This window comes from Serratia sp. CY29653 (assembly GCF_052169255.1).
Classification (GTDB): Bacteria; Pseudomonadota; Gammaproteobacteria; order Enterobacterales; family Enterobacteriaceae; genus Serratia; species Serratia sarumanii.
In genome coordinates this window covers 1,356,243-1,374,793 of the sequence record NZ_JBJNLC010000001.1, presented here as the reverse complement: position 1 = coordinate 1,374,793, position 18,551 = coordinate 1,356,243, and the positions used below count along the sequence as shown (strand labels likewise).

Sequence of the window (18,551 nt, the reverse complement as noted above, 5' to 3'; positions counted from 1 at the left end):
GTGGCCCGGCGCAACGTCGGGCCTTTTTACGACTTTACGTGCAAGGAAATCCGTTTCATGTCCTGGTTGCAGCGTTTGCGCATTGATAAATTTTTGCTGGTTCTGATTTTGGTGGTGATCGTCGCCTCGCTGTTCCCTTGCGAAGGCATCTGGAAAACCTTCTTTGAACACCTGACCACCGCCGCCATCGCGCTGCTGTTCTTTATGCACGGCGCCAAGCTGTCGCGCGAGGCGATCGTCGCCGGCATGAGCCACTGGAAGCTGCATCTGCTGGTGTTCCTCAGCACCTTTGCGCTGTTCCCGCTGCTTGGGCTGGCGATGAATCTGCTGGTGCCGGGCATCATGACGCCGACGGTCTATCTCGGCTTCCTCTATCTGTGCGCGCTGCCGGCCACGGTGCAATCGGCCATCGCCTTTACCTCGGCGGCGGGCGGCAACGTGGCGGCGGCGATCTGCAGCGCCTCGGCGTCGAGCATTCTCGGCGTGTTCCTGTCGCCGCTGCTGGTGGGCGCGTTGATGCATACCCAGGGCGGCAATACCGATGTGCTGCATGCCATCGGTTCAATCATTCTGCAATTGATGGTGCCATTTGTGGTTGGCCATCTGGCGCGGCCGCTGATCGGCAAGTGGGTCGATCGCCATCGTAAGCTGATCAACCTGACCGACCGCTCGTCGATCCTGCTGGTGGTGTATACTGCGTTCAGCGCGGCGGTGGTGGAAGGGATTTGGCATCGCATCGACGGCTGGTCGCTGCTGACCATCCTGGTGATGTCGCTGGTGCTGCTGACGGTGGTGTTGGTGATCAACACCTATGCGGCGCGTTGGCTGGGCTTCAACACCGCCGATGAAATCACCATCGTCTTCTGCGGCTCGAAAAAGAGCCTGGCGAACGGCATCCCGATGGCCAACGTGCTGTTCCCGGCCGCGGCGGTGGGCGCCATGGTGCTGCCGCTGATGATTTTCCACCAGGTGCAGCTGATGGTGTGCGCGGTGCTGGCGCAGCGCTATGCGCGTAAAACCGCCAAACAACGGGCCGAGGCGGAGGCGCTGGCGGCCAAATAGACCGCAGGCCGCTAACGGCAGCCCAGCGCGTCGAGCAGAAAGTCGGCGCGCTCGTCGGGCGAGGCGCGCGGCAGTTCCTGCAGCCGATAGCCATGTTGGCGATAGGCGGCCAGCATCGCTCGATAGGTCTGCTCGGCTTCGGCGAAAGATTGTTTTCTCTCGCTGTCCTGCGCGTAGATCGCTCGCCACGGCGGGGCGATGAACACCGTATCGGCATAGCGAAAAGCGTCGATCGCCGCCGTTAAGGGGGCGGGGATCGGCAACCCGCACAGCGTCAGGTAACCGGCGATATCCGGCAGGCCGCGATCGAAGAACCAGCATGTTGCGCCCGTCGCTTCCCGCCATGAGCGCAGCTCCCAATCCAGCATCCGCTCGGCGAAAGCCTGGCGATCGCCCCACGGCAGCGCATTGCCGCCAATACTCACCTGATCCTGAATAATCGCCCGGCCCGCCTCCTGCGAATGCGGGTAGCCACGGCGATGAAGAACCTCGATGAGCGTGCTTTTGCCCGAACCCGGGCCGCCGGTCAGCACGATGCGGCGTAGTTTGTCAGACATAAGAAATTCCTCTAGTGCGGCAGAGTTATGGGTGAAAACAGCGATAAAGACGAGCAGGCAGAAGAAAACGGGGGATGAGAAGAAGGCGCCGTGTGGCGCCTTGGGGGAATTTAACCTTGCACTTTGGCGCGCAGCGCCTGTTTTTCCTGCTCGCTGAGGAAGGCCTGCTTCAGGCCGTTTTCCTGCGCGGTGCGGATTTCCTGCGGCGTCAGCCCGGCCTGCGGCGCAGCGACGCGGTATTCGTGCTCGATCTCGATGCCCTGAACCGCCGGATCGTCGGTGTTGATCGATGCCAGCACGCCGTGGCGCAGGAAGGTGGCCAGCGGATGCTGCGCCAGCGAAGGCACGGTGCTGGTCTGGATGTTGGAGGTCAGGCAGGACTCGATGCCGATGCCGTGTTCCGCCAGGAAATCCATCAGCGCCGGATCTTCAACCGCTTTCACCCCGTGGCCGATACGCTCGGCGCCCAGCTCGCGGATCGCCTGCCAGATGCTTTCCGGGCCGGCGGCTTCGCCCGCGTGCACGGTGATGCGCAGGCCGGCGTCGCGCGCGCGGTTGAAGTGGCTGAGGAACAGGCTGCCGGGGAAGCCCAGCTCATCGCCCGCCAAATCCAGCGCGGTAATGCCGTCGCGGTGCGCCAGCAACCCTTCCAATTCCTGCAGACAGGCGGCCTCGCCAAAGGTGCGGCTCATGATGCCGATCAGGCGAATGTCGATGTCGCGATCGCGGCAGCCCGAACGGATCCCGTCGATCACCGCTTCCACCACGCCGGCGACCGGCAGTTGGTGCTTCATCGCCATGTAGTAAGGGGAGAAACGCAGCTCGGCGTAGTGCAGGCCGGCGTTGGCGGCGTCTTCGACGTTTTCGTAGGCCACCCGGCGGCAGGCGTCCAGATCGCCCAGCACCGCCACGCCCCAGTCCAGTTTCTGCAGGAAGCTAACCAGATCCGGTTCGGCGTGGGTGATCTGCACGTGCGGGCGCAGGCTCTCCAAATCGTTGGCCGGCAGGGCGAGATTGAACTGGCGACCGAGGTCGAGAATGGTCTGCGCGCGGATATTGCCGTCGAGATGGCGGTGAATGTCGGTAAGCGGTAGGCGGGGATCGATCATGCTGGGCACTCGCTAATTTATCGTAGGTAAAGTGCAGAACAGTATAAAAACAAATGAATGAAACTTGCCATCTCGTTGCATAAAAAAGTGACTTGAATCACAAATAATGCGAGATCTATCGCATTATCGTGGTGAATCAGGCTTTCAACACGCTGACGCCCGCCTGCTGCAACGGCGCGATCAATGCGTCGTCGGTGGCGCGTTCAACGATGATGGTATGCGCCAGCGTAATATCGCCGATCGCATACTGCGAGGCGGCGTTAAGCTTGGCGGCGGAGGCCAGCACCACGGTTTCCGCCGCGCGGGCCGCCAGCGCCCGCTTGATGTAGGCCTCTTCCAGATCGCCGGTGCTCAGCCCCGCGGTGGGGTGCACCCCGGTCACGCCCATAAAATAGAGATCGGCGCGAATATGCGACATCGCCTCCACCGCGGCGGCGCCGACGCTGACGATCGAATGCTTGTACAGCCGGCCGCCGATCAGGATCACCTCCACCGTGGGGTGATCGACCAGGCCCACGGCGACGCTGGGGCTGTGGGTGACGATGGTGGCGTTCAGGTTGGGCGGCAGCTGCCGGACCAGTTCTGCAGAGGTGGTGCCACCATCGATAATCACTACCTGGCCGGGGGCGATCAGCGCCGCCGCCGCTTTGGCGATCGCGCGTTTGGCGCCGGATTCCAACTGATTGCGCTCGGCGAAGCTGGCAATGGCGGAAGAAACCGGCAGGGCGCCGCCATGCACCCGCTGCAGCAACCCCTCGGCGTCCAGTTCGCGCAGATCGCGCCGGACAGTGTCTTCCGACAACCCAAACATTTCGCTGAGCTGCTTGGCCAACACCTGGCCGTCCTGGGCCAGTTTTTCCAGGATGATTTTCTTGCGCTGGCTGGTCAACATGGCCATTTTCCTCTCAAATTTTCTTTGCACGAAATTACTTGATAATACACGAAATTGCACGATAGTATCAATTTCCTTCCTCTGGCGGAGTAAACCGATGATAGCCACCAAAGACAGGGTTCGCATTGTCGAAACCCGGGTGTTGTCCGATGACTGGTACCTGCTGAAAAAAACCACCTTTGATTTTCTGCGGCGCGACGGCGTTTGGCAGCGGCAAAGCCGTGAGACCTACGATCGCGGCGACGGCGCGGTGATTTTGCTGTTCAACCGGCGGGCGCAAACGGTGATCCTGACGCGCCAGTTCCGCTTTCCGGTGTTCGTCAACGGCCATGACGGCATGTTGATTGAGGCCGCCGCCGGGCTGCTGGATAACGCGTCGCCGGAGGCGCGCATCCGCGCCGAAGCGGAAGAGGAAACCGGCTATTTCGTGCAGAACGTGGAGAAGGTGTTCGAAGCCTACATGAGCCCTGGCTCGGTCACTGAGAAGCTGCACTTTTTCGTTGGCGAATATCAGGCGGGCGACCGCATCAACGAGGGCGGCGGGGTGGTGGCGGAGGGGGAAGATCTGGAGGTGCTCGAGCTGCCGCTGGCGCAAGCCTTGCAGGCGGTTCGCCAGGGCACGATCGTTGACGCCAAGACCATCATGCTGCTGCAGTTTGTCGCCTTGAACCGCACGTTGGAGGAAGAACGATGAAAGCGCAACAAATCCTGATCGCCGGCCCCTATCGCAGTGGCACCGATGGCGATCCGCAGCGTATCGCCGCCAATCTGGCGCGCCTGGAACAGGCGGCGCTGGCGGTTTACCAGCGGGGGCACGTGCCGGTGATCGGCGAGTGGTTGGCGCTGCCTTTGGCGGCCGCGGCGGGTTCCACGCAGGTTGGCGATGCGGTGAGCGAGGCGTTTCTCTACCCGGTGGCCCACCGGCTGATTGCGCAGTGTCAGGCGGTGTATCGCATCGAAGGGGCCTCTGCGGGGGCCGATAACGACGTGCGGCTGGCCAACGAGTGGGGCCTGACGGTCTATCGCCGCCTGGAGGAGATCCCGCCTGTTCAGGGGTAACGAAGGGGCGGGCAGAGGCTCGCCCCCTTGCGTTATTGGTCGCTCAGCACCAACCTCAATCCGGCGATCAGCTTGTCCATGCCGGCCTCCAGCTTGCTGCGCGGGCAGCCGACGTTGAGGCGCAGGAACCCGCGGCCTTCCTCGCCGTAGGTAAAGCCCGGCATGATCGCCACCTTTTCGCGCTCGATCAGCACCTGCTGCAGCGCCCGATCGTCTACGGCCAGCGGCCGCAGATCGATCCAGGCCAGGTAGGTGGCCTGCGGCGGGCGCCAGCCCAGCGCCGGAAACGCCTGCTCCAGCCGCTCGGCGACGTAGGTCAGATTATCCTGCAGGTAGTCGCGCAGGGCATCCAGCCAGGGTTCGCCCTGGCGATAGGCGGCCACGTGCGCGGCCACCGCCAGCACCGCCGGCGAAGAGAGGCCGTCGCGGGCTTTGAGCTGCTGGAAGTAGGCTTCGCGGCTGGCGGCGTCGCTGATGAAGCCGTAGGCGCCGGTCAGCGCCGGGATATTGAAACTCTTGGAACCGGAGGTCAGCAGGGCCCAGGCGCCGCTCGCCACCTGGCTCCACGGCGTATGGCGGTGTTCCCCCCACACCATGTCCATATGGATCTCGTCGCTGATGACGCGCACGTCGTGGCGCTCGCACAGTTCGGCCATCTGCTGCAGCTCGTCGCGGCGCCACACTTTACCGGTGGGGTTATGCGGGCTGCACAGCAGCAGGATCTTGGTCTGCGGCCGCGCCAGCAACGCTTCGAGGTGCGCCATATCGCAGCGCCAGTCGTCGCCGGCTTTTTGCAGCGGGCAGGCCAACAGCTGGCGCTGGTTGGCGAGGATCACCTTGTAGAAGGCGTCGTAAGCCGGGGTATGGGTCACCACGTAATCGCCGGGCACCGACCACTGGCGGATCAGCTGCGCCGCCATGTAGATAACGGAAGGGCCGTACACCGCCGTCGCGGTGTCGATGGCGACGTTGAAACGTTGCTGATACCAGTGGCGCAGCGCGCCGAGAAAATCCTCGTGCTGCCAGCGGCTGTAGCCCAGCACGCCGTGCTGCAGGCGCTGCTGCAATGCGTCGAGAATGCACGGCGCGGTGGCGAAATCCATATCGGAGATGGTGAACGGCAGCAGGTCGTCGCTGCCGAAACGATCGGCGATATAGTCCCACTGGGTGCACCAGGTGCCGTGGCGGTCGATCGGGGTGGAGAAATCAAACATGGGTGGCTCCCTGCAGCGCCGCGGCAGGGAGCGCCGTGGCTATCAGTGAGTCTAATTCATCCTTCACCGATTGCACCTGCGGGCCGATCACCACCTGCAGATTATGGTCGTTGAGATGCACCACGCCGATGGCGCGGTTGGCCTTCAGCGCCGCGTCGTCCACCCGGCTCATGTCGTTGACCGACAGGCGCAGGCGGGTGATGCAGTTGTCCAGCGTGATGATGTTGTCCGGGCCGCCGAGCGCCGCCAAAATCGCCGGCACGTTGTAGCCGGATTTGCCCACCGCGCCGCTCGGCGCGCTTTGGCTAACGGCGCCATCGCTCTCGCGGCCCGGCGTTTTGATGTTAAAGCGCTGGATGGCGAAGCGGAAAATGGCGTAATAGCCAACGAACCAGACGGCGGCCACCACCGGCACCAGATACCACTTGGTGGCGGTGCCGTGCAGAATGCCGAACACCACGAAGTCGATGATATTGCCGTCGGTGTTGCCGATGGTCACACCCAGCAGCGCCATCACGGTAAAGCCCAACCCGGTGAGCAGCGCGTGGATCAGGTAGAGGAACGGCGCGACGAACAGGAACAGGAACTCGATCGGCTCGGTGGTGCCGCCGACCACGCAGGCCACCACGCCGGAAATCAACAGCCCTTTGATTTTATGGCGGTTCTCCGGTTTGGCGCAGTGGTACATCGCCAGCGCCGCGCCCGGCAGGCCGCCGAGGAAGGCCGGCATTTTACCCTGCGACAGGAAGCGAGTGGCGCTCTCGGCAAAGCCGGTGGTGGTCGGGCAGGAGAGCTGCGCCTGGAAGATGGTCAGGGCGCCGCTGACGCTGTGGCCGCACACTTCCATCGTGCCGCCCGCCTCGGTAAAGCGGATCAGCGCCACCAGAATGTGCTGCAGGCCAAACGGCAGCAGCAAGCGTTCGCCGGTGCCGAACAGCATCGGGCCAAAGGCGCCGGCGCTGTTGATCACCCAGCCCAGCCCGGTGATGCCGGCGGCGAACCACGGCCAGATCAGCGGGATCACCAGGCCGCACAGGCCCAGCACCACGGTGGTGACGATCGGCACGAAGCGCGTGCCGCCGAAGAACGCCAGCGCGTCCGGCAGGCGGATGGTGTGGAAGCGTTCATGCAGGCGATAGACGATGATGCCGACGATCACTGCGCCGAGGATGCCGGTATCGATCGACTGAATGCCGAGAATGTTCTGGATATTGTTGGCTTTCAGCACCAGCGGATCGCCGGTGGGCAGCACGCCGGCGGCGGTCAGGTAGAAATTGGTGCCCAAATTCAGCACGGCGAAGCCGACGAAGCCGGAGAAGGCGGCGACGCCCTTGTTTTCGCGCGCCATGCCCAGCGGAATGGCGATGGCGAACATCACCGGCAGGAAGCTGAAGGCGAAGGAGCCTACCTTGCTCATCCAGGTAAAGATCAGCTGGAAGATCGGGTGGCCGATAAACGGCATCAGGGTGATCACGTCGCGGCTGCTCAGCGAGCTGCCGATCCCCAGCATGATGCCGCAGAAAGAGAGCAAGGCGACGGGCAACATGAAGGTTTTGCCCAGGCTCTGGAAGAACTCCCAGAGGGTGATTTTGGGTTTGTTGGCTGCTGACATAACCGACTTCTCCTGGCGAAAAGACGAGCAAAAAGGGGACTTCTGATTAGGTAAAAAGAAGATAAAACGTTTTACCTAGCAAAAATGCGCCGCCAATCACAAATCTGCCGCCCGATTTTTGGCGACAATGCGGCAGGCAGTAAAACGTTTTACTGAGCTAACGGATTCGGTATACCCTTGATCATTACGGCGGGTTGCCCAGGAACGGGTTCGCAGAGACTATGAGCATCAAAAAAATCACCATCACCGATGTGGCGCAGCAGGCGGGCGTGTCGGTCACCACGGTTTCCCTGGTGTTAAGCGGCAAGGGGCGCATTTCGCCGACCACCGTCGAGAAGGTCAATCAGGCGATAGAGCAGCTGGGCTATGTACGCAATCGCCAGGCGGCGACGCTGCGCGGCGGGGAGTCCGGGGTGATTGGCCTTATTCTGCGCGACATCTGCGAACCCTTCTATGCCGAAATGACCGCCGGGCTGAGCGAAGCGCTGGAGGCGCACGACAAGCTGCTGTTTTTGACGCAGAGCGGGCGCGACGGCCAGGGCCTGCAGCGGGCGTTTGACGCGCTGCTGGCGCAGGGCGTCGACGGCATCGTGCTGGCGGGCGGCATTCGCGCGGCGGCGGGCCTGAAGGAGAAGGCGGCCGAGCAGGGCGTACCGCTGGTCTGCGTGGCGCGCTCCAGCGGCCTCGATGGCGTGGACGTGGTGCGGCCGGACAACATGCAGGCCGCCAAGCTGGCCACCGAATTTTTGATCAGGCGCGGCCACAGCCAAATCGCTTACCTCGGCGGCCAGAGCGACTCATTGACGCGCGCCGAGCGGCTGGGCGGCTTTTGCGCCACGCTGGTGCAGTACGGCCTGCCGTTTCGCAGCGAATGGATCGTCGAGTGCGATTGCCGGCAGCGCCAGGCGGGGGAAGCGGCGGAACAACTGCTGCGCCATTACCCGAACATTACCGCCATCGTCTGCCACAAGGCGTCGGTGGCGCTCGGCGCCTATTTTGGCCTGGCGCGCAGCGGCCGCAGCATCGGTTCGGACGGGGTAGACGCCTACTACGGGCGGCAGGTGGCGCTGATCGGCTTCGGCGACGTGCCGGAAGCCGAACTGACCGAGCCGCCGCTGACCTTCGTCTCCAGCTCGGCGCGGGAAGTGGGGCGCAGCGCCGCCGCGCGCCTGCTGCAGCGCATCGGTGACGCCGACCTGCTGGCGCAGAACGTCATTCTGCCGCCGACGCTGATCCGGCGCGGTTCCGCCTAGCCCTGCCGCTGTTCCTCTTCCGCCTCCCGGCGGATCCAGCCGATAAAGCTTTTCATCGCCGGCGTCAGATCCCGCGATTTCAAATGGGTCAGCCAATAGGCGCCGAGCGCGGCCTCGGCGGCAAACGGCCGCTGCAGCGCACCGGTGGCCAGTTCGCGGCGGAACATGCTGACCGGCGCCAGCGCCACGCCGTCGCACTGGATCGCGCCTTCCACCATCAGCCTTGACGAGTCGAACACCGGGCCGTTGATCCGCCACGGCGTCACCTGCGCAGCAGTGAACCAGCGCTCCCATTCATCCTTGCGGTAGGTGCGCATCAGCTGCTCGTGCTGCAGATCCTGCGGCGTGCGCAGGCGCGCGGCGACCGCCGGCGGGCAGAGCACCGTCAGCGGCGCGTCGAACAGCTTGATATTGCAGGTGGCGGGCCAGAGGCCTTCGCCGAAGCGGATGGCGAAATCCATGCCGTCGGCCGACAGATTGACCAGGTTGTTGTGGGTCAGCACCCGCAGATCGATAAATGGGTGCGCCGTGCGGAACGCCGCCAGCCGCGGCATCAGCCAGCCGACGGCGAAGGTGCCGACCACCGCCACCGTCAGCACCTCGTGGAAATGCCCGCCTTCGAACTGTTGCAGCACCGCCTCGATGCGGTCGAAGGTGTCGCTCAACACCGGCAGCAGCGCCTGGCCCTCTTCGGTCAGATCCAGCCCGCGCGGCAGGCGGCGGAACAGCTGAATGCCCAGCTGTTCTTCCAGCATGCGCACCTGTTGGCTGACGGCGGCCTGGGTGACGCGCAGCTCAAGACCGGCGCGGGTGAAGTTCAGGTGGCGGGCGGAGGATTCGAACGCCCGCAGGGCGTTGAGGGGAAGTCGATTGCGCATTGTCGATAGCCATAAGTTTTTCTTTATGCTGGCTGAAATTATTATCGCTTGTCAACCCGGCGGCAAAATCCGATATTTGGCGCGGCTGCTGAGAGCGTCGCGGCAGCCGTAAAGGAATGACATCATCAATCAGGGAAAGCGCCGTGTATAACGCCAATAAAAACTTTTGGCCGCGGCCGATGCCCTGCAACCTGAGAGCTTCTATCATGACGAAAATGAACCGCCTGGCGGCCGCGCTGATCGCCGCACTGATCCTGCCGACCGCGCACGCCGCGCAGCAGCAGGATATCGATGCCGTTATTCAGCCGCTGATGAAAAAATACGGCGTGCCGGGCATGGCGATCGCCGTGTCGGTCGACGGCAAACAACAGATTTACCCGTATGGCGTCGCCTCGAAGCAGACCGGTAAACCGATCACCGAGCAGACGCTGTTCGAAGTGGGCTCGCTGAGCAAAACTTTCACCGCGACGCTGGCGGTCTATGCGCAGCAGCAGGGCAAGCTGTCGTTCAACGATCCGGCCAGCCGTTACCTGCCCGAGCTGCGCGGCAGCGCCTTCGATGGCGTCAGCCTGCTGAATCTGGCGACCCACACCTCCGGCCTGCCGCTGTTCGTGCCGGACGACGTGACCGACAACGCTCAACTGATGGCCTACTACCGGGCCTGGCAGCCGAAACATCCAGCGGGCAGCTACCGCGTCTATTCCAACCTCGGCATCGGCATGCTGGGCATGATCGCTGCCAAGAGCCTCGACCAGCCGTTTATCCAGGCGATGGAACAGGGGATGCTGCCGGCGCTGGGCATGAGCCACACCTACGTTCAGGTGCCGGCGGCGCAGATGGCTAACTATGCGCAGGGTTACAGCAAGGACGATAAGCCGGTGCGGGTCAATCCCGGCCCGCTGGACGCCGAATCTTACGGCATCAAGTCCAACGCTCGCGATCTGATTCGCTATCTGGACGCCAACCTGCAGCAGGTGAAGGTGGCGCAGCCATGGCGCGACGCGCTGGCCGCGACGCACGTCGGGTATTACAAGGCGGGCGCGTTCACGCAGGATCTGATGTGGGAGAACTACCCGTATCCGGTGAAACTGTCGCGTTTGATTGAAGGCAACAACGCCGGGATGATCATGAACGGCACGCCGGCCACCGCCATCACGCCACCGCAGCCGGAATTGCGCGCCGGCTGGTATAACAAAACCGGCTCCACCGGCGGCTTCTCCACCTACGCGGTATTTATCCCGGCGAAAAATATCGCCGTGGTGATGCTGGCCAACAAGTGGTTCCCGAACGACGATCGCGTCGAGGCGGCTTACCACATCGTCCAGGCGCTGGAGAAGCGCTGACGGCCAGGGGCGCCGACGAGGTGCCCCTACCAGCGATGCTGCCGTTCACGTTGCTCGCGCATGAAATCGATAAAGGCGCGCAGCTTGAGCGGCAGATGCCGGCCGGCGGGAAAGTAGATGAAAAACCCCGACGCTTCGCTGGCGTAATCCGGCAGCACTTCCACCAGTTGCCCCTGCGCCAGCTCCTGCAACACCGTGCCCTGAAAACGCTGTGCGATACCCAGGCCCGCCAACGCCGCATCCTTGAGCAGCCGATCTTCGTTAAAAATCAAACTGCCGCTGACGTCCAGCGCGCGTTCATCGTCGCCCAGGCTGAAATACCAGGGTTCCAGTTTGCCGCTGCCGGGGAAACGGTAGCGCAGGCAGTGGTGAACGGGCAGATCGTCCGGCGTGGCCGGTACGCCGCAGCGCGCCAGATAGTCGGGCGAGGCGACCAGCACCCGACGCTGACCGTTGTCGATCGGCACGGCGATCATGTCCTTTTGCAGCATGGCGTGCATGCGAATGCCGGCATCGAAACTGCCCAGCACCAGATCGGAAAAGCGGTCTTCGGTAAAAAGTTCCAGCTGCACGTCGGGATAGCGCCGTTGAAATTCCGCCAGATGCGGCATTACCAGCAGAGAAGCGGCCAGCTGCGGCAGCGTAATGCGCAGCAGGCCCGCCGGCTGCGCGCCCAGAGCGCGCACGTCGTCCGCCGCCACGTCGATCTGGCTCATCGCCGGCGATACCTTCTGATAGAACAACCGGCCCTCGTCACTGAGGCGCACCGAGCGGCTGGTGCGGTGAAATAACCGCACTCCCAGCTGATTCTCCAGCGCCTGAATGTTTTGCGACACCGCCGGCGGCGTGACGCCCAGTTGGCTGGCCGCGCGGGTAAAGTTGCCCAGGCGCGCGACGGCTTCGAAATAGGGCAACAGCTGCAGGAGTGAACTCATCTATCAATAACCTGTGCTTAATGATTCATTAAATTATGCCTTATTTTAATTTATGACGAAGGTTTTAGACTGATTTAACTTTCCATCAGAGAGATGAAAATCATGTCGGCAGAACAACGGGCGTTAACAGAACGGATCGCGGCGATCGATCAACAGGCGATGGCCGAAGGGCGCATCGTGGGTAGCGTAGTGCTGGTGGCGCGGCGGGGCGAGATTTGCTACGCCGGGGCGGCCGGCTATGCCGATCGCGAAGCGCGGCGGCCGATGCGGCGAGAAACGCAGTTTCGACTGTCGTCGGTCTCCAAACCCTATACCACGCTGGCGGCGCTGCGCCTGATTGAGCAGGGCAAGCTGAGCCTGGACGACACGCTCAGCGACTGGCTGCCGTGGTTCACTCCGGCGTTGGCGGACGGCCGGCGCCCGGCGATCAAGATTCGTCATTTGCTGAGCCACACTGCCGGGCTGGACTATCGGTTGAGCCAGCCGCCGGCGGGCGTTTATCATCAGCTGGGGATCCAGGACGGCGTGGAGCTGTCGACGCTGACGCTGGAGCAAAACCTGCGGCTGTTGGCACAGGCGCCGTTGCTGTCGGCGCCGGGGGAGCGCTTCAATTATTCGCTGGCGATCGACGTGCTTGGCGCGGTGCTGGAACGGGTGACGGGCATGCCGCTGCCGCAGCTGTTTGTCGAATGGGTGGCGCGGCCGCTGGGGCTCGGCAATACCGCGTTTTATGCGACGGACGCCGCGAATCTGGCGACACCGTATTACAACACGCCGCAAGGGCCGCAGCGCATGCATGAAGGCCTGCGGCTGGCGCTGCCGGAGGAAATGGCGGGGGGCGAGGTACTGTTTTCACCCGCGCGGGCGCTTAACGCCGGGGCCTATCCTTCCGGCGGCGCGGGCATGGTCGGCGATGCCGACGATGTGCTGCGGCTGGTGGAGGCGCTGCGCAGCGGCGGGCAGGGCATGTTGCAGCCGGACACGGTGGCGTTGCTGCGCAGCCCGCACGTGGGGGCGCAGGCGCAAACGCAAGGGCCGGGCTGGGGATTCGGTTTCGGCGGGGCGCTGCTGGTGGACGCAGATGCCGCGCAGACGCCGCAGCATGCCGGCACGCTGACCTGGGGCGGCGTTTACGGCCACAGCTGGTTCTTTGATCCACAGGCGCAGCTGAGCGTGGTGATACTGACCAACACCGCGTTTGAAGGCATGTGCGGCCGCTATCCGCAGCAAATCCGCGATGCGGTTTACGCCGCGGAAATGGGGTAAATAAAAAGGGCCCCGCAGGGGGCCCTTGATCAGGCTGTCAGGCGATTACTGCGCCGGTGCCGGAGCGGGTTCCGCTTCCTGCGCCGGTTCAGCGTCTTCCGCCGGGGCGCCCAGCATGGCGAACTGGCCGATGAACTCTTGCAGCGACATCTTGTTGCCGTTGAGGTCAACCTGGTTGTCGGCATAGTGGAACTTGCTCGCGATCACGCCGTCTTTCTGGGTGGTCAGCTTGAACATCTGGCCCATGGCCGCCAGGCCCTGCACCTGCTGCTGCGCCAGTTTCTGCGCGTCTTCCGCATTGTAACCCTGCAACAGCGCGGTTTTCGCGGTCACTTCGGTGGCCATCGCTTCCGGAATGGTCAGGCTGATATCCAGCTTTTTAACCGCCTGCGCGATCAGCTGATCCGGCGATTGCGCCGGGGAGGCGGCTTTGCTCGGATCGGTCAGCGCCAGATCCAGCGTGAAGGTGCTCTCGCCCTTGCTGTTTTTCCAGCTCAGCGGCGCGATGCTGAGGCTCGGGTTGCCTTTCAGCAGCAGCGGCAGGTTCTTTTGCAACAGCTCGGCGTTTTGCTGCTCATACACGGCCGGATCCAGGTTCTCGCCCTGTTGCAGCAGCGCCATGGTCTGGCGGTTGTAGCTGTCGGCGAAGTCTTTCAGCGCCTTGCCGTCGACGTTGTCGATTTTCAGCGCCAGCTTGCCGGCGCCGAAATCGTTGCCCTGCACCTTGAGCGCGTCCATGGTGTAGTCGATCTGGCCGCCGATGTTGCTGCTGCCTTGCTCGCCGAACTTGCTCACCAGGTTGAAACCGTCCAGCGCCACGGTATCTTTACCGTCGATCGTCAGTTTGAACTGCTTCAGCGTCATCGTCTGATCGCCGAGCTTCACGCCGAACTTGCTCTCGTTGCTGTTGCCCTTCAGGTTGAAGCCCTGGAAGGTGATCTGCTCGTTTTGACCGAATTCGTTCGGGCTGGCGAACACGATATTGTCGCTATTGGCGTCCAGCACGAATTTTTTCAGATCGCTGGACACATCGGCGTTAATGGTGGCGCCGCTGAATTTCAGCGAAGACTTATCCTTCTGGTAGTCCAGCGGGATGATGTCGATGGCGGACGAGGTGTCCCCGCTGTAAGAGATGCGCGAATCGGCGGTAAACAGCGATTTGCCTTTGGTGGTGTCAAACAGGCCCTTCACCGCCGGGGTATTTTCCAGCTCGGTATGCACCGACGCCATGCTCGGCAGCAGATTGAATTTTTTCAGCTGGGCGAAGGGGAACGGGCCGTGATCGATGGTTTCCAGGAACGCCACTTCTTCGCCGGCTTTCAGCGCCGCGTCTTCACTGGTATCCGTGCCGTCGGAGCGCAGCACATAACGCACTTTACTGCTGAACAGGCCGCGCTGGTAATTTTCATAGCTCAGCTTAACCCCGGCTTTCGGCAGGTAAGCTTTCAGCTGGCCGTTGGCGTTGTCGACGACTTCGCCCATGTGCTGCTCGATCAGTTTCCCGGTGTACCAGGATGCCCCGGTCCATGCTGCGCCAAGAACCACAATGACGCTGACAGCGACTAACGATTTTTTCATAGCTCTGTTTCATCCTTTTTTCTTATCACCCTCCGTTGCGCGGGAGGGGCAAATAGGGGCCGAAAATAAACGCCCGCAGGCGTTTAATTGTGGGGGTAGCTCTCGCTTTCAGCAAGCAATTTGCTGAAATTTATCAACGGTTAGGCCAGCTGGTTATAAACCCTGGCGATGCGGCCGCTGCCGCTGACGTTGACCGGGGATTCGAAAGCCCCGATAAAGCAGGATTCGCCCGGTTTGAGCGTCAGGCGTTGCCCGGATTTTTCCAGCGTCGCTTCGCCGGTGACGCAGAACACGATGGCGGCGCTTTGCTGCGCCAGCGCCTGCGGGGCGGTGGTCAAATCGTGCAGCGAGAAGGCGAAATCCTCCACCGGAATCGGGAAGAACAGCTCGTTGCCGCGTGGCTCCGGCTGGGTCAGCAGGCCGGAAGCCGGCTGCGGGCGGAACTGCAGATTGGCCAGCAGCTCGGGCACGTCGATGAATTTCGGCGTCAGGCCCGCGCGCAGCACGTTGTCCGAGTTGGCCATCACCTCCAGCGCCACGCCTTTCAGGTAGGCGTGCGGCGTTTCGGCATACAGGAACATTGCTTCGCCCGGCGCGAGCTGCACCACGTTCAGCAGCAGCGGTGAGAACAGGCCGCTGTCGTCCGGATAGAAGCCGGCGATAAAGCGTACGGTGTCCCAGGGTTCCCCCTGCTGGTTGTTGAGCGCGGCTTTCAATACGCCGAGCGCCAGCGACTTTTGCTCGCCGCTCATCGTCAGCAGGCTGGCGAACAGGGTTGCGAGATGCGCGGTGTCCGGCTGTTGCAGGAAGGCGGCGATGTCGTGGTGTGCGCCGGCGATCGGTTGCAGCAGGGAAACGATATCGGCCAGTTCGCGAAAGCCGTTCATCGCCAGGAACGGCGTGAGGGCGAACACCAGCTCGGGCTTGTGGTTGGGATCTTTATAGTTGCGTTCGGCGGCGCTCAGGGGGATGCCGGCGGCATTCTCTTTCGCGAAGCCGATTTCGGCCGCCGCTTTGCTCGGGTGGACCTGGATCGACAGTGGCTGATCGGCGCAGAGTACTTTAAACAGGAACGGCAACTCGCCAAAGCGGCTGGCGACGTTGGTGCCCAGCTGTTTTGGCTGGTCTTCATCGATAAGAAAGCGCAGCGAACGCAGCTCGCCGTCGGCGCCCGGCACGCGGGAAGGGCTCTTGGGATGGGCGCCCATCCACAGTTCGGCCATCGGCAGATTATCAGGGTTGGCGATGCCGTAAAGACGGGTCAGCGCATCGTGGCTGCCCCAGGCGTAATTCTGTACCGCGTTGGTCATTTTTTGCATGTCGATAAACGTCCTTAGCGTCATTGCCGTACCGAATGGCAATAACTTACTGATTTTATACGGTTAGTTAAATCTGTGCCGACAACCATCATACGCCCGCGTCGGCAGGAAAAATCATGGGCGCGATCAAAACAACGCCGAATAACGTCGCGCCCGGCAACGGGGCCAAAGTATAGCGTGATAACGATCGGCGCCTCAATTGGCGCGCAGGCCTCAAGGCGGCCCGGAAAACCCGCCGTTCGATTATTTTTTGAACCGGCGGGATTATTGCCGATAGTCCGCTCATCCTGCCGCATTATTTATTATTCAGCATGTCAAAATATGACTGCTGAATTTATTTTTTACCGTCTGAGCCATTCCCTTATTATTATTTTCGCGCTGCGCCGGGCGATCACACGCCGAGCTTAAACCTGCGCGTCAGACCTCTTTACCGTAACGGCTAACGAGTCGATTTAACAAAACCAGAGGTCTGTTGCATGAAAAAACTGTTGTTGCTGTTGGGGCTTTGCGCCGGCGCAGCCCAGGCGGCGGTGATTGTCACCTATCCCTACGCGGCGCCGCGCGCCGTGGCGATCGCGCCGGCGCCGATCGTCGTTGCACCCGCGCCGGTCGCGGTTCCCGCCGCGATCGTGCCCGTGGCGCACCCGTTGGCGCTCACCGCCGGCGCGGTGGCGACCGGGGCCTATCGGCATCATGAACGGCAGGACGCCTACGACGAGATCAATCATCTGCAGCAACAACGTATCGATGAGCTCAATCATTTACAGGCGCAGCGCATCAATAATTTTAATTCGCGTCATCCGCGTTAATGAGTAGCCACAGTTTTATTCTCCTGGCTCATTCCCGGCCGTTTATTTCGCCGCGGGTTAACCGATGGAAAATAACCGCGTCGTTAATGGGTAAAAAAGATGAAACGTGCTGTGAGATAACTCTCTTAATGCGAATAGTTATTATGTCACTATACTGGGAGTGCATGCCGACGGGGGGTAGCGCGTCGGCCTAACCCTACGATTTTAGGAATTATGCTAAGGAGATAATGATGGCAGGCGTTCGTATCGAAAAAGACTCTATGGGCCCCATCGAAGTACCGGCCGACAAGCTGTGGGGCGCGCAAACCCAGCGTTCGTTGGCGCATTTCCGCATTTCCTCCGAAAAGATGCCGACCGCGCTGATCCACGCGCTGGCGTTGACCAAGCGCGCCGCCGCGCAGGTGAACGTGGATCTGGGGCTGCTGCCGGCCGAACGGGGCGCCGCCATCATCAGCGCCGCCGACGAAGTGCTGGCGGACAGCCATGCCGACCAGTTTCCGCTGTCGATCTGGCAAACCGGTTCCGGCACCCAGACCAACATGAACATGAACGAAGTGTTGGCCAACCGCGCCAGCGAGCTGCTGGGCGGCGTGCGCGGTGAAGAGCGCAAGGTGCACCCGAACGACGACGTCAATAAAAGCCAAAGCTCCAACGACGTGTTTCCCACCGCGATGCACGTGGCGGCGGTGATTGCGCTGCGCGAACATCTGATCCCCGAGCTGAAAGTGCTGCACAAGACGCTGAGCGACAAGGCCGAAGCCTACCGCGACATCGTCAAAATCGGCCGCACCCATCTGCAGGACGCCACGCCGCTGACCCTGGGGCAGGAGATCTCCGGTTGGGCGGCGATGCTGGCGCACAATCTGAAACACATCGAGGACAGTATTCCGCACATCGCCGAGCTGGCGCTTGGCGGCACGGCGGTCGGCACCGGGCTGAACACCCATCCGGAGTACGCGGTGCGCGTGGCTAAAGCGCTGGCGGAGTTGACCCATCAGCCGTTCGTCACCGCCCCGAACAAGTTCGAAGCGCTGGCGACCTGCGACGCGCTGGTGCAAGGGCATGGCGCGCTGAAAGGGCTGGCGGCCTCGCTGATGAAGATCGCCAACGACGTGCGCTGGCTGGCTTCCGGCCCGCGCTGCGGCATCGGCGAAATTTCGATCCCGGAGAACGAACCGGGCAGTTCCATCATGCCGGGCAAGGTCAACCCGACCCAGTGTGAGGCGATGACCATGCTGTGCGCCCAGGTGCTGGGCAACGACGTGGCGGTGAACATTGGCGGCGCTTCCGGCAACTTCGAGCTGAACGTGTTCCGCCCGATGGTGATCCACAACTACCTGCAGTCGATTCGCCTGCTGGCCGACGGCATGCAGGGCTTCAACGAGCACTGCGCGGTGGGCATCGAACCGAACCGCGATCGCATCACCCAGTTGCTGAACGAATCGCTGATGCTGGTGACGGCGCTCAACACCCACATCGGCTACGACAAGGCGGCGGAAATCGCCAAGAAAGCGCACAAGGAAGGGCTGACGTTGAAAGCCGCGGCGCTGAAGCTGGGCTACCTGACCGAAGCGCAGTTCGACGAGTGGGTGCGGCCGGAAGCGATGGTCGGCAGCATGCAGAAATGATTGATCTGTGAGGCAACCGGGGGCTTACTGAGGTAAG

Annotated in this window: 17 protein-coding genes; 8 read left to right on the top strand and 9 right to left on the bottom strand. The window is 62.3% G+C overall.

Going from position 1 to position 18,551, the window contains the following annotated elements; genetic code table 11:
• The first annotated feature begins 57 nt into the window (after positions 1–57).
• On the top strand, positions 58–1,062 hold the full coding sequence (locus tag ACJ8HN_RS06550; protein WP_033648207.1) for a bile acid:sodium symporter family protein: 1,005 nt from the start codon (positions 58–60) through the stop codon (positions 1,060–1,062).
• 11 nt (positions 1,063–1,073) lie between these two features.
• Here ACJ8HN_RS06550 and ACJ8HN_RS06545 read toward each other — a convergent pair whose 3' ends face one another.
• The 3 genes from ACJ8HN_RS06545 to ACJ8HN_RS06535 all read right to left on the bottom strand — a co-directional run bounded on the left by ACJ8HN_RS06545 (position 1,074) and on the right by ACJ8HN_RS06535 (position 3,620).
• Positions 1,074–1,619, bottom strand: a complete 546-nt coding sequence (locus ACJ8HN_RS06545; RefSeq protein ID WP_442523197.1) for an AAA family ATPase — start codon at positions 1,617–1,619, stop codon at positions 1,074–1,076.
• Between the two features lie 110 nt (positions 1,620–1,729).
• Positions 1,730–2,728, bottom strand: a complete 999-nt coding sequence (gene add, locus ACJ8HN_RS06540; RefSeq protein ID WP_442523196.1) for an adenosine deaminase — start codon at positions 2,726–2,728, stop codon at positions 1,730–1,732.
• A 136-nt stretch (positions 2,729–2,864) separates the two neighbouring features.
• Positions 2,865–3,620: a DeoR family transcriptional regulator gene (locus tag ACJ8HN_RS06535; RefSeq protein ID WP_197658322.1), complete on the bottom strand. Its 756-nt coding sequence runs from the start codon at positions 3,618–3,620 to the stop codon at positions 2,865–2,867.
• Between the two features lie 97 nt (positions 3,621–3,717).
• Between ACJ8HN_RS06535 and ACJ8HN_RS06530 the strand changes: the two genes are divergently transcribed.
• Together ACJ8HN_RS06530 and ACJ8HN_RS06525 are read left to right on the top strand one after the other, a co-directional pair.
• On the top strand, positions 3,718–4,314 hold the full coding sequence (locus tag ACJ8HN_RS06530) for an NUDIX domain-containing protein (protein ID WP_033638419.1): 597 nt from the start codon (positions 3,718–3,720) through the stop codon (positions 4,312–4,314).
• Positions 4,311–4,679: a hypothetical protein gene (locus ACJ8HN_RS06525; RefSeq protein ID WP_033638420.1), complete on the top strand. Its 369-nt coding sequence runs from the start codon at positions 4,311–4,313 to the stop codon at positions 4,677–4,679. The genes ACJ8HN_RS06530 and ACJ8HN_RS06525 overlap by 4 nt, the downstream gene beginning before the upstream one ends.
• A 32-nt stretch (positions 4,680–4,711) precedes the next feature.
• On the opposite strand, the gene ACJ8HN_RS06520 is transcribed toward ACJ8HN_RS06525, so the two are convergent.
• Together ACJ8HN_RS06520 and malX are read right to left on the bottom strand one after the other, a co-directional pair.
• Positions 4,712–5,893, bottom strand: coding sequence for a MalY/PatB family protein (locus ACJ8HN_RS06520; RefSeq protein ID WP_442523195.1), 1,182 nt, complete (start codon positions 5,891–5,893; stop codon positions 4,712–4,714).
• Complete coding sequence (gene malX / locus ACJ8HN_RS06515) at positions 5,886–7,505, bottom strand: maltose/glucose-specific PTS transporter subunit IIBC (protein ID WP_193169232.1); 1,620 nt, start codon at positions 7,503–7,505, stop codon at positions 5,886–5,888. Before malX ends, ACJ8HN_RS06520 begins: the two co-directional genes overlap by 8 nt.
• 221 nt (positions 7,506–7,726) lie before the next feature.
• Between malX and ACJ8HN_RS06510 the strand changes: the two genes are divergently transcribed.
• On the top strand, positions 7,727–8,758 hold the full coding sequence (locus ACJ8HN_RS06510) for a Mal regulon transcriptional regulator MalI (protein WP_442523194.1): 1,032 nt from the start codon (positions 7,727–7,729) through the stop codon (positions 8,756–8,758).
• On the opposite strand, the gene ACJ8HN_RS06505 is transcribed toward ACJ8HN_RS06510, so the two are convergent.
• The gene (locus ACJ8HN_RS06505; protein WP_442523193.1) at positions 8,755–9,636 is read right to left on the bottom strand and encodes a LysR substrate-binding domain-containing protein; all 882 of its coding nucleotides are present in this window, start codon (positions 9,634–9,636) and stop codon (positions 8,755–8,757) included. The two genes, ACJ8HN_RS06510 and ACJ8HN_RS06505, sit on opposite strands and share 4 nt — an antisense overlap.
• A 206-nt stretch (positions 9,637–9,842) precedes the next feature.
• Between ACJ8HN_RS06505 and blaSRT the strand changes: the two genes are divergently transcribed.
• Positions 9,843–10,979 carry an SRT/SST family class C beta-lactamase gene (blaSRT, locus tag ACJ8HN_RS06500; RefSeq protein ID WP_442523192.1) on the top strand — a complete coding sequence of 379 codons (1,137 nt, stop codon included), beginning with the start codon at positions 9,843–9,845 and terminating at the stop codon, positions 10,977–10,979.
• A 26-nt stretch (positions 10,980–11,005) separates the two neighbouring features.
• On the opposite strand, the gene ACJ8HN_RS06495 is transcribed toward blaSRT, so the two are convergent.
• Positions 11,006–11,914: a LysR family transcriptional regulator gene (locus ACJ8HN_RS06495; protein ID WP_049234463.1), complete on the bottom strand. Its 909-nt coding sequence runs from the start codon at positions 11,912–11,914 to the stop codon at positions 11,006–11,008.
• A gap of 102 nt (positions 11,915–12,016) precedes the next feature.
• On the opposite strand from ACJ8HN_RS06495, the gene ACJ8HN_RS06490 reads away from it, so the two are divergent.
• Complete coding sequence (locus ACJ8HN_RS06490) at positions 12,017–13,180, top strand: serine hydrolase domain-containing protein (RefSeq protein WP_171884780.1); 1,164 nt, start codon at positions 12,017–12,019, stop codon at positions 13,178–13,180.
• Between the two features lie 45 nt (positions 13,181–13,225).
• Here the strand turns inward: ACJ8HN_RS06490 and ACJ8HN_RS06485 are convergent, their stop codons facing one another.
• Positions 13,226–14,758 carry a YdgA family protein gene (locus ACJ8HN_RS06485; RefSeq protein WP_342155346.1) on the bottom strand — a complete coding sequence of 511 codons (1,533 nt, stop codon included), beginning with the start codon at positions 14,756–14,758 and terminating at the stop codon, positions 13,226–13,228.
• 140 nt (positions 14,759–14,898) lie between these two features.
• On the bottom strand, positions 14,899–16,077 hold the full coding sequence (gene manA, locus ACJ8HN_RS06480) for a mannose-6-phosphate isomerase (RefSeq protein WP_048321522.1): 1,179 nt from the start codon (positions 16,075–16,077) through the stop codon (positions 14,899–14,901).
• Between the two features lie 476 nt (positions 16,078–16,553).
• Between manA and ACJ8HN_RS06475 the strand changes: the two genes are divergently transcribed.
• Together ACJ8HN_RS06475 and fumC are read left to right on the top strand one after the other, a co-directional pair.
• A complete protein-coding gene (locus ACJ8HN_RS06475; protein ID WP_033654745.1) occupies positions 16,554–16,886 on the top strand; it encodes a hypothetical protein in 333 nt (110 codons plus the stop codon).
• 230 nt (positions 16,887–17,116) lie between these two features.
• Positions 17,117–18,514: a class II fumarate hydratase gene (gene fumC / locus ACJ8HN_RS06470; protein ID WP_033638434.1), complete on the top strand. Its 1,398-nt coding sequence runs from the start codon at positions 17,117–17,119 to the stop codon at positions 18,512–18,514.
• Positions 18,515–18,551: the final 37 nt, after the last annotated feature.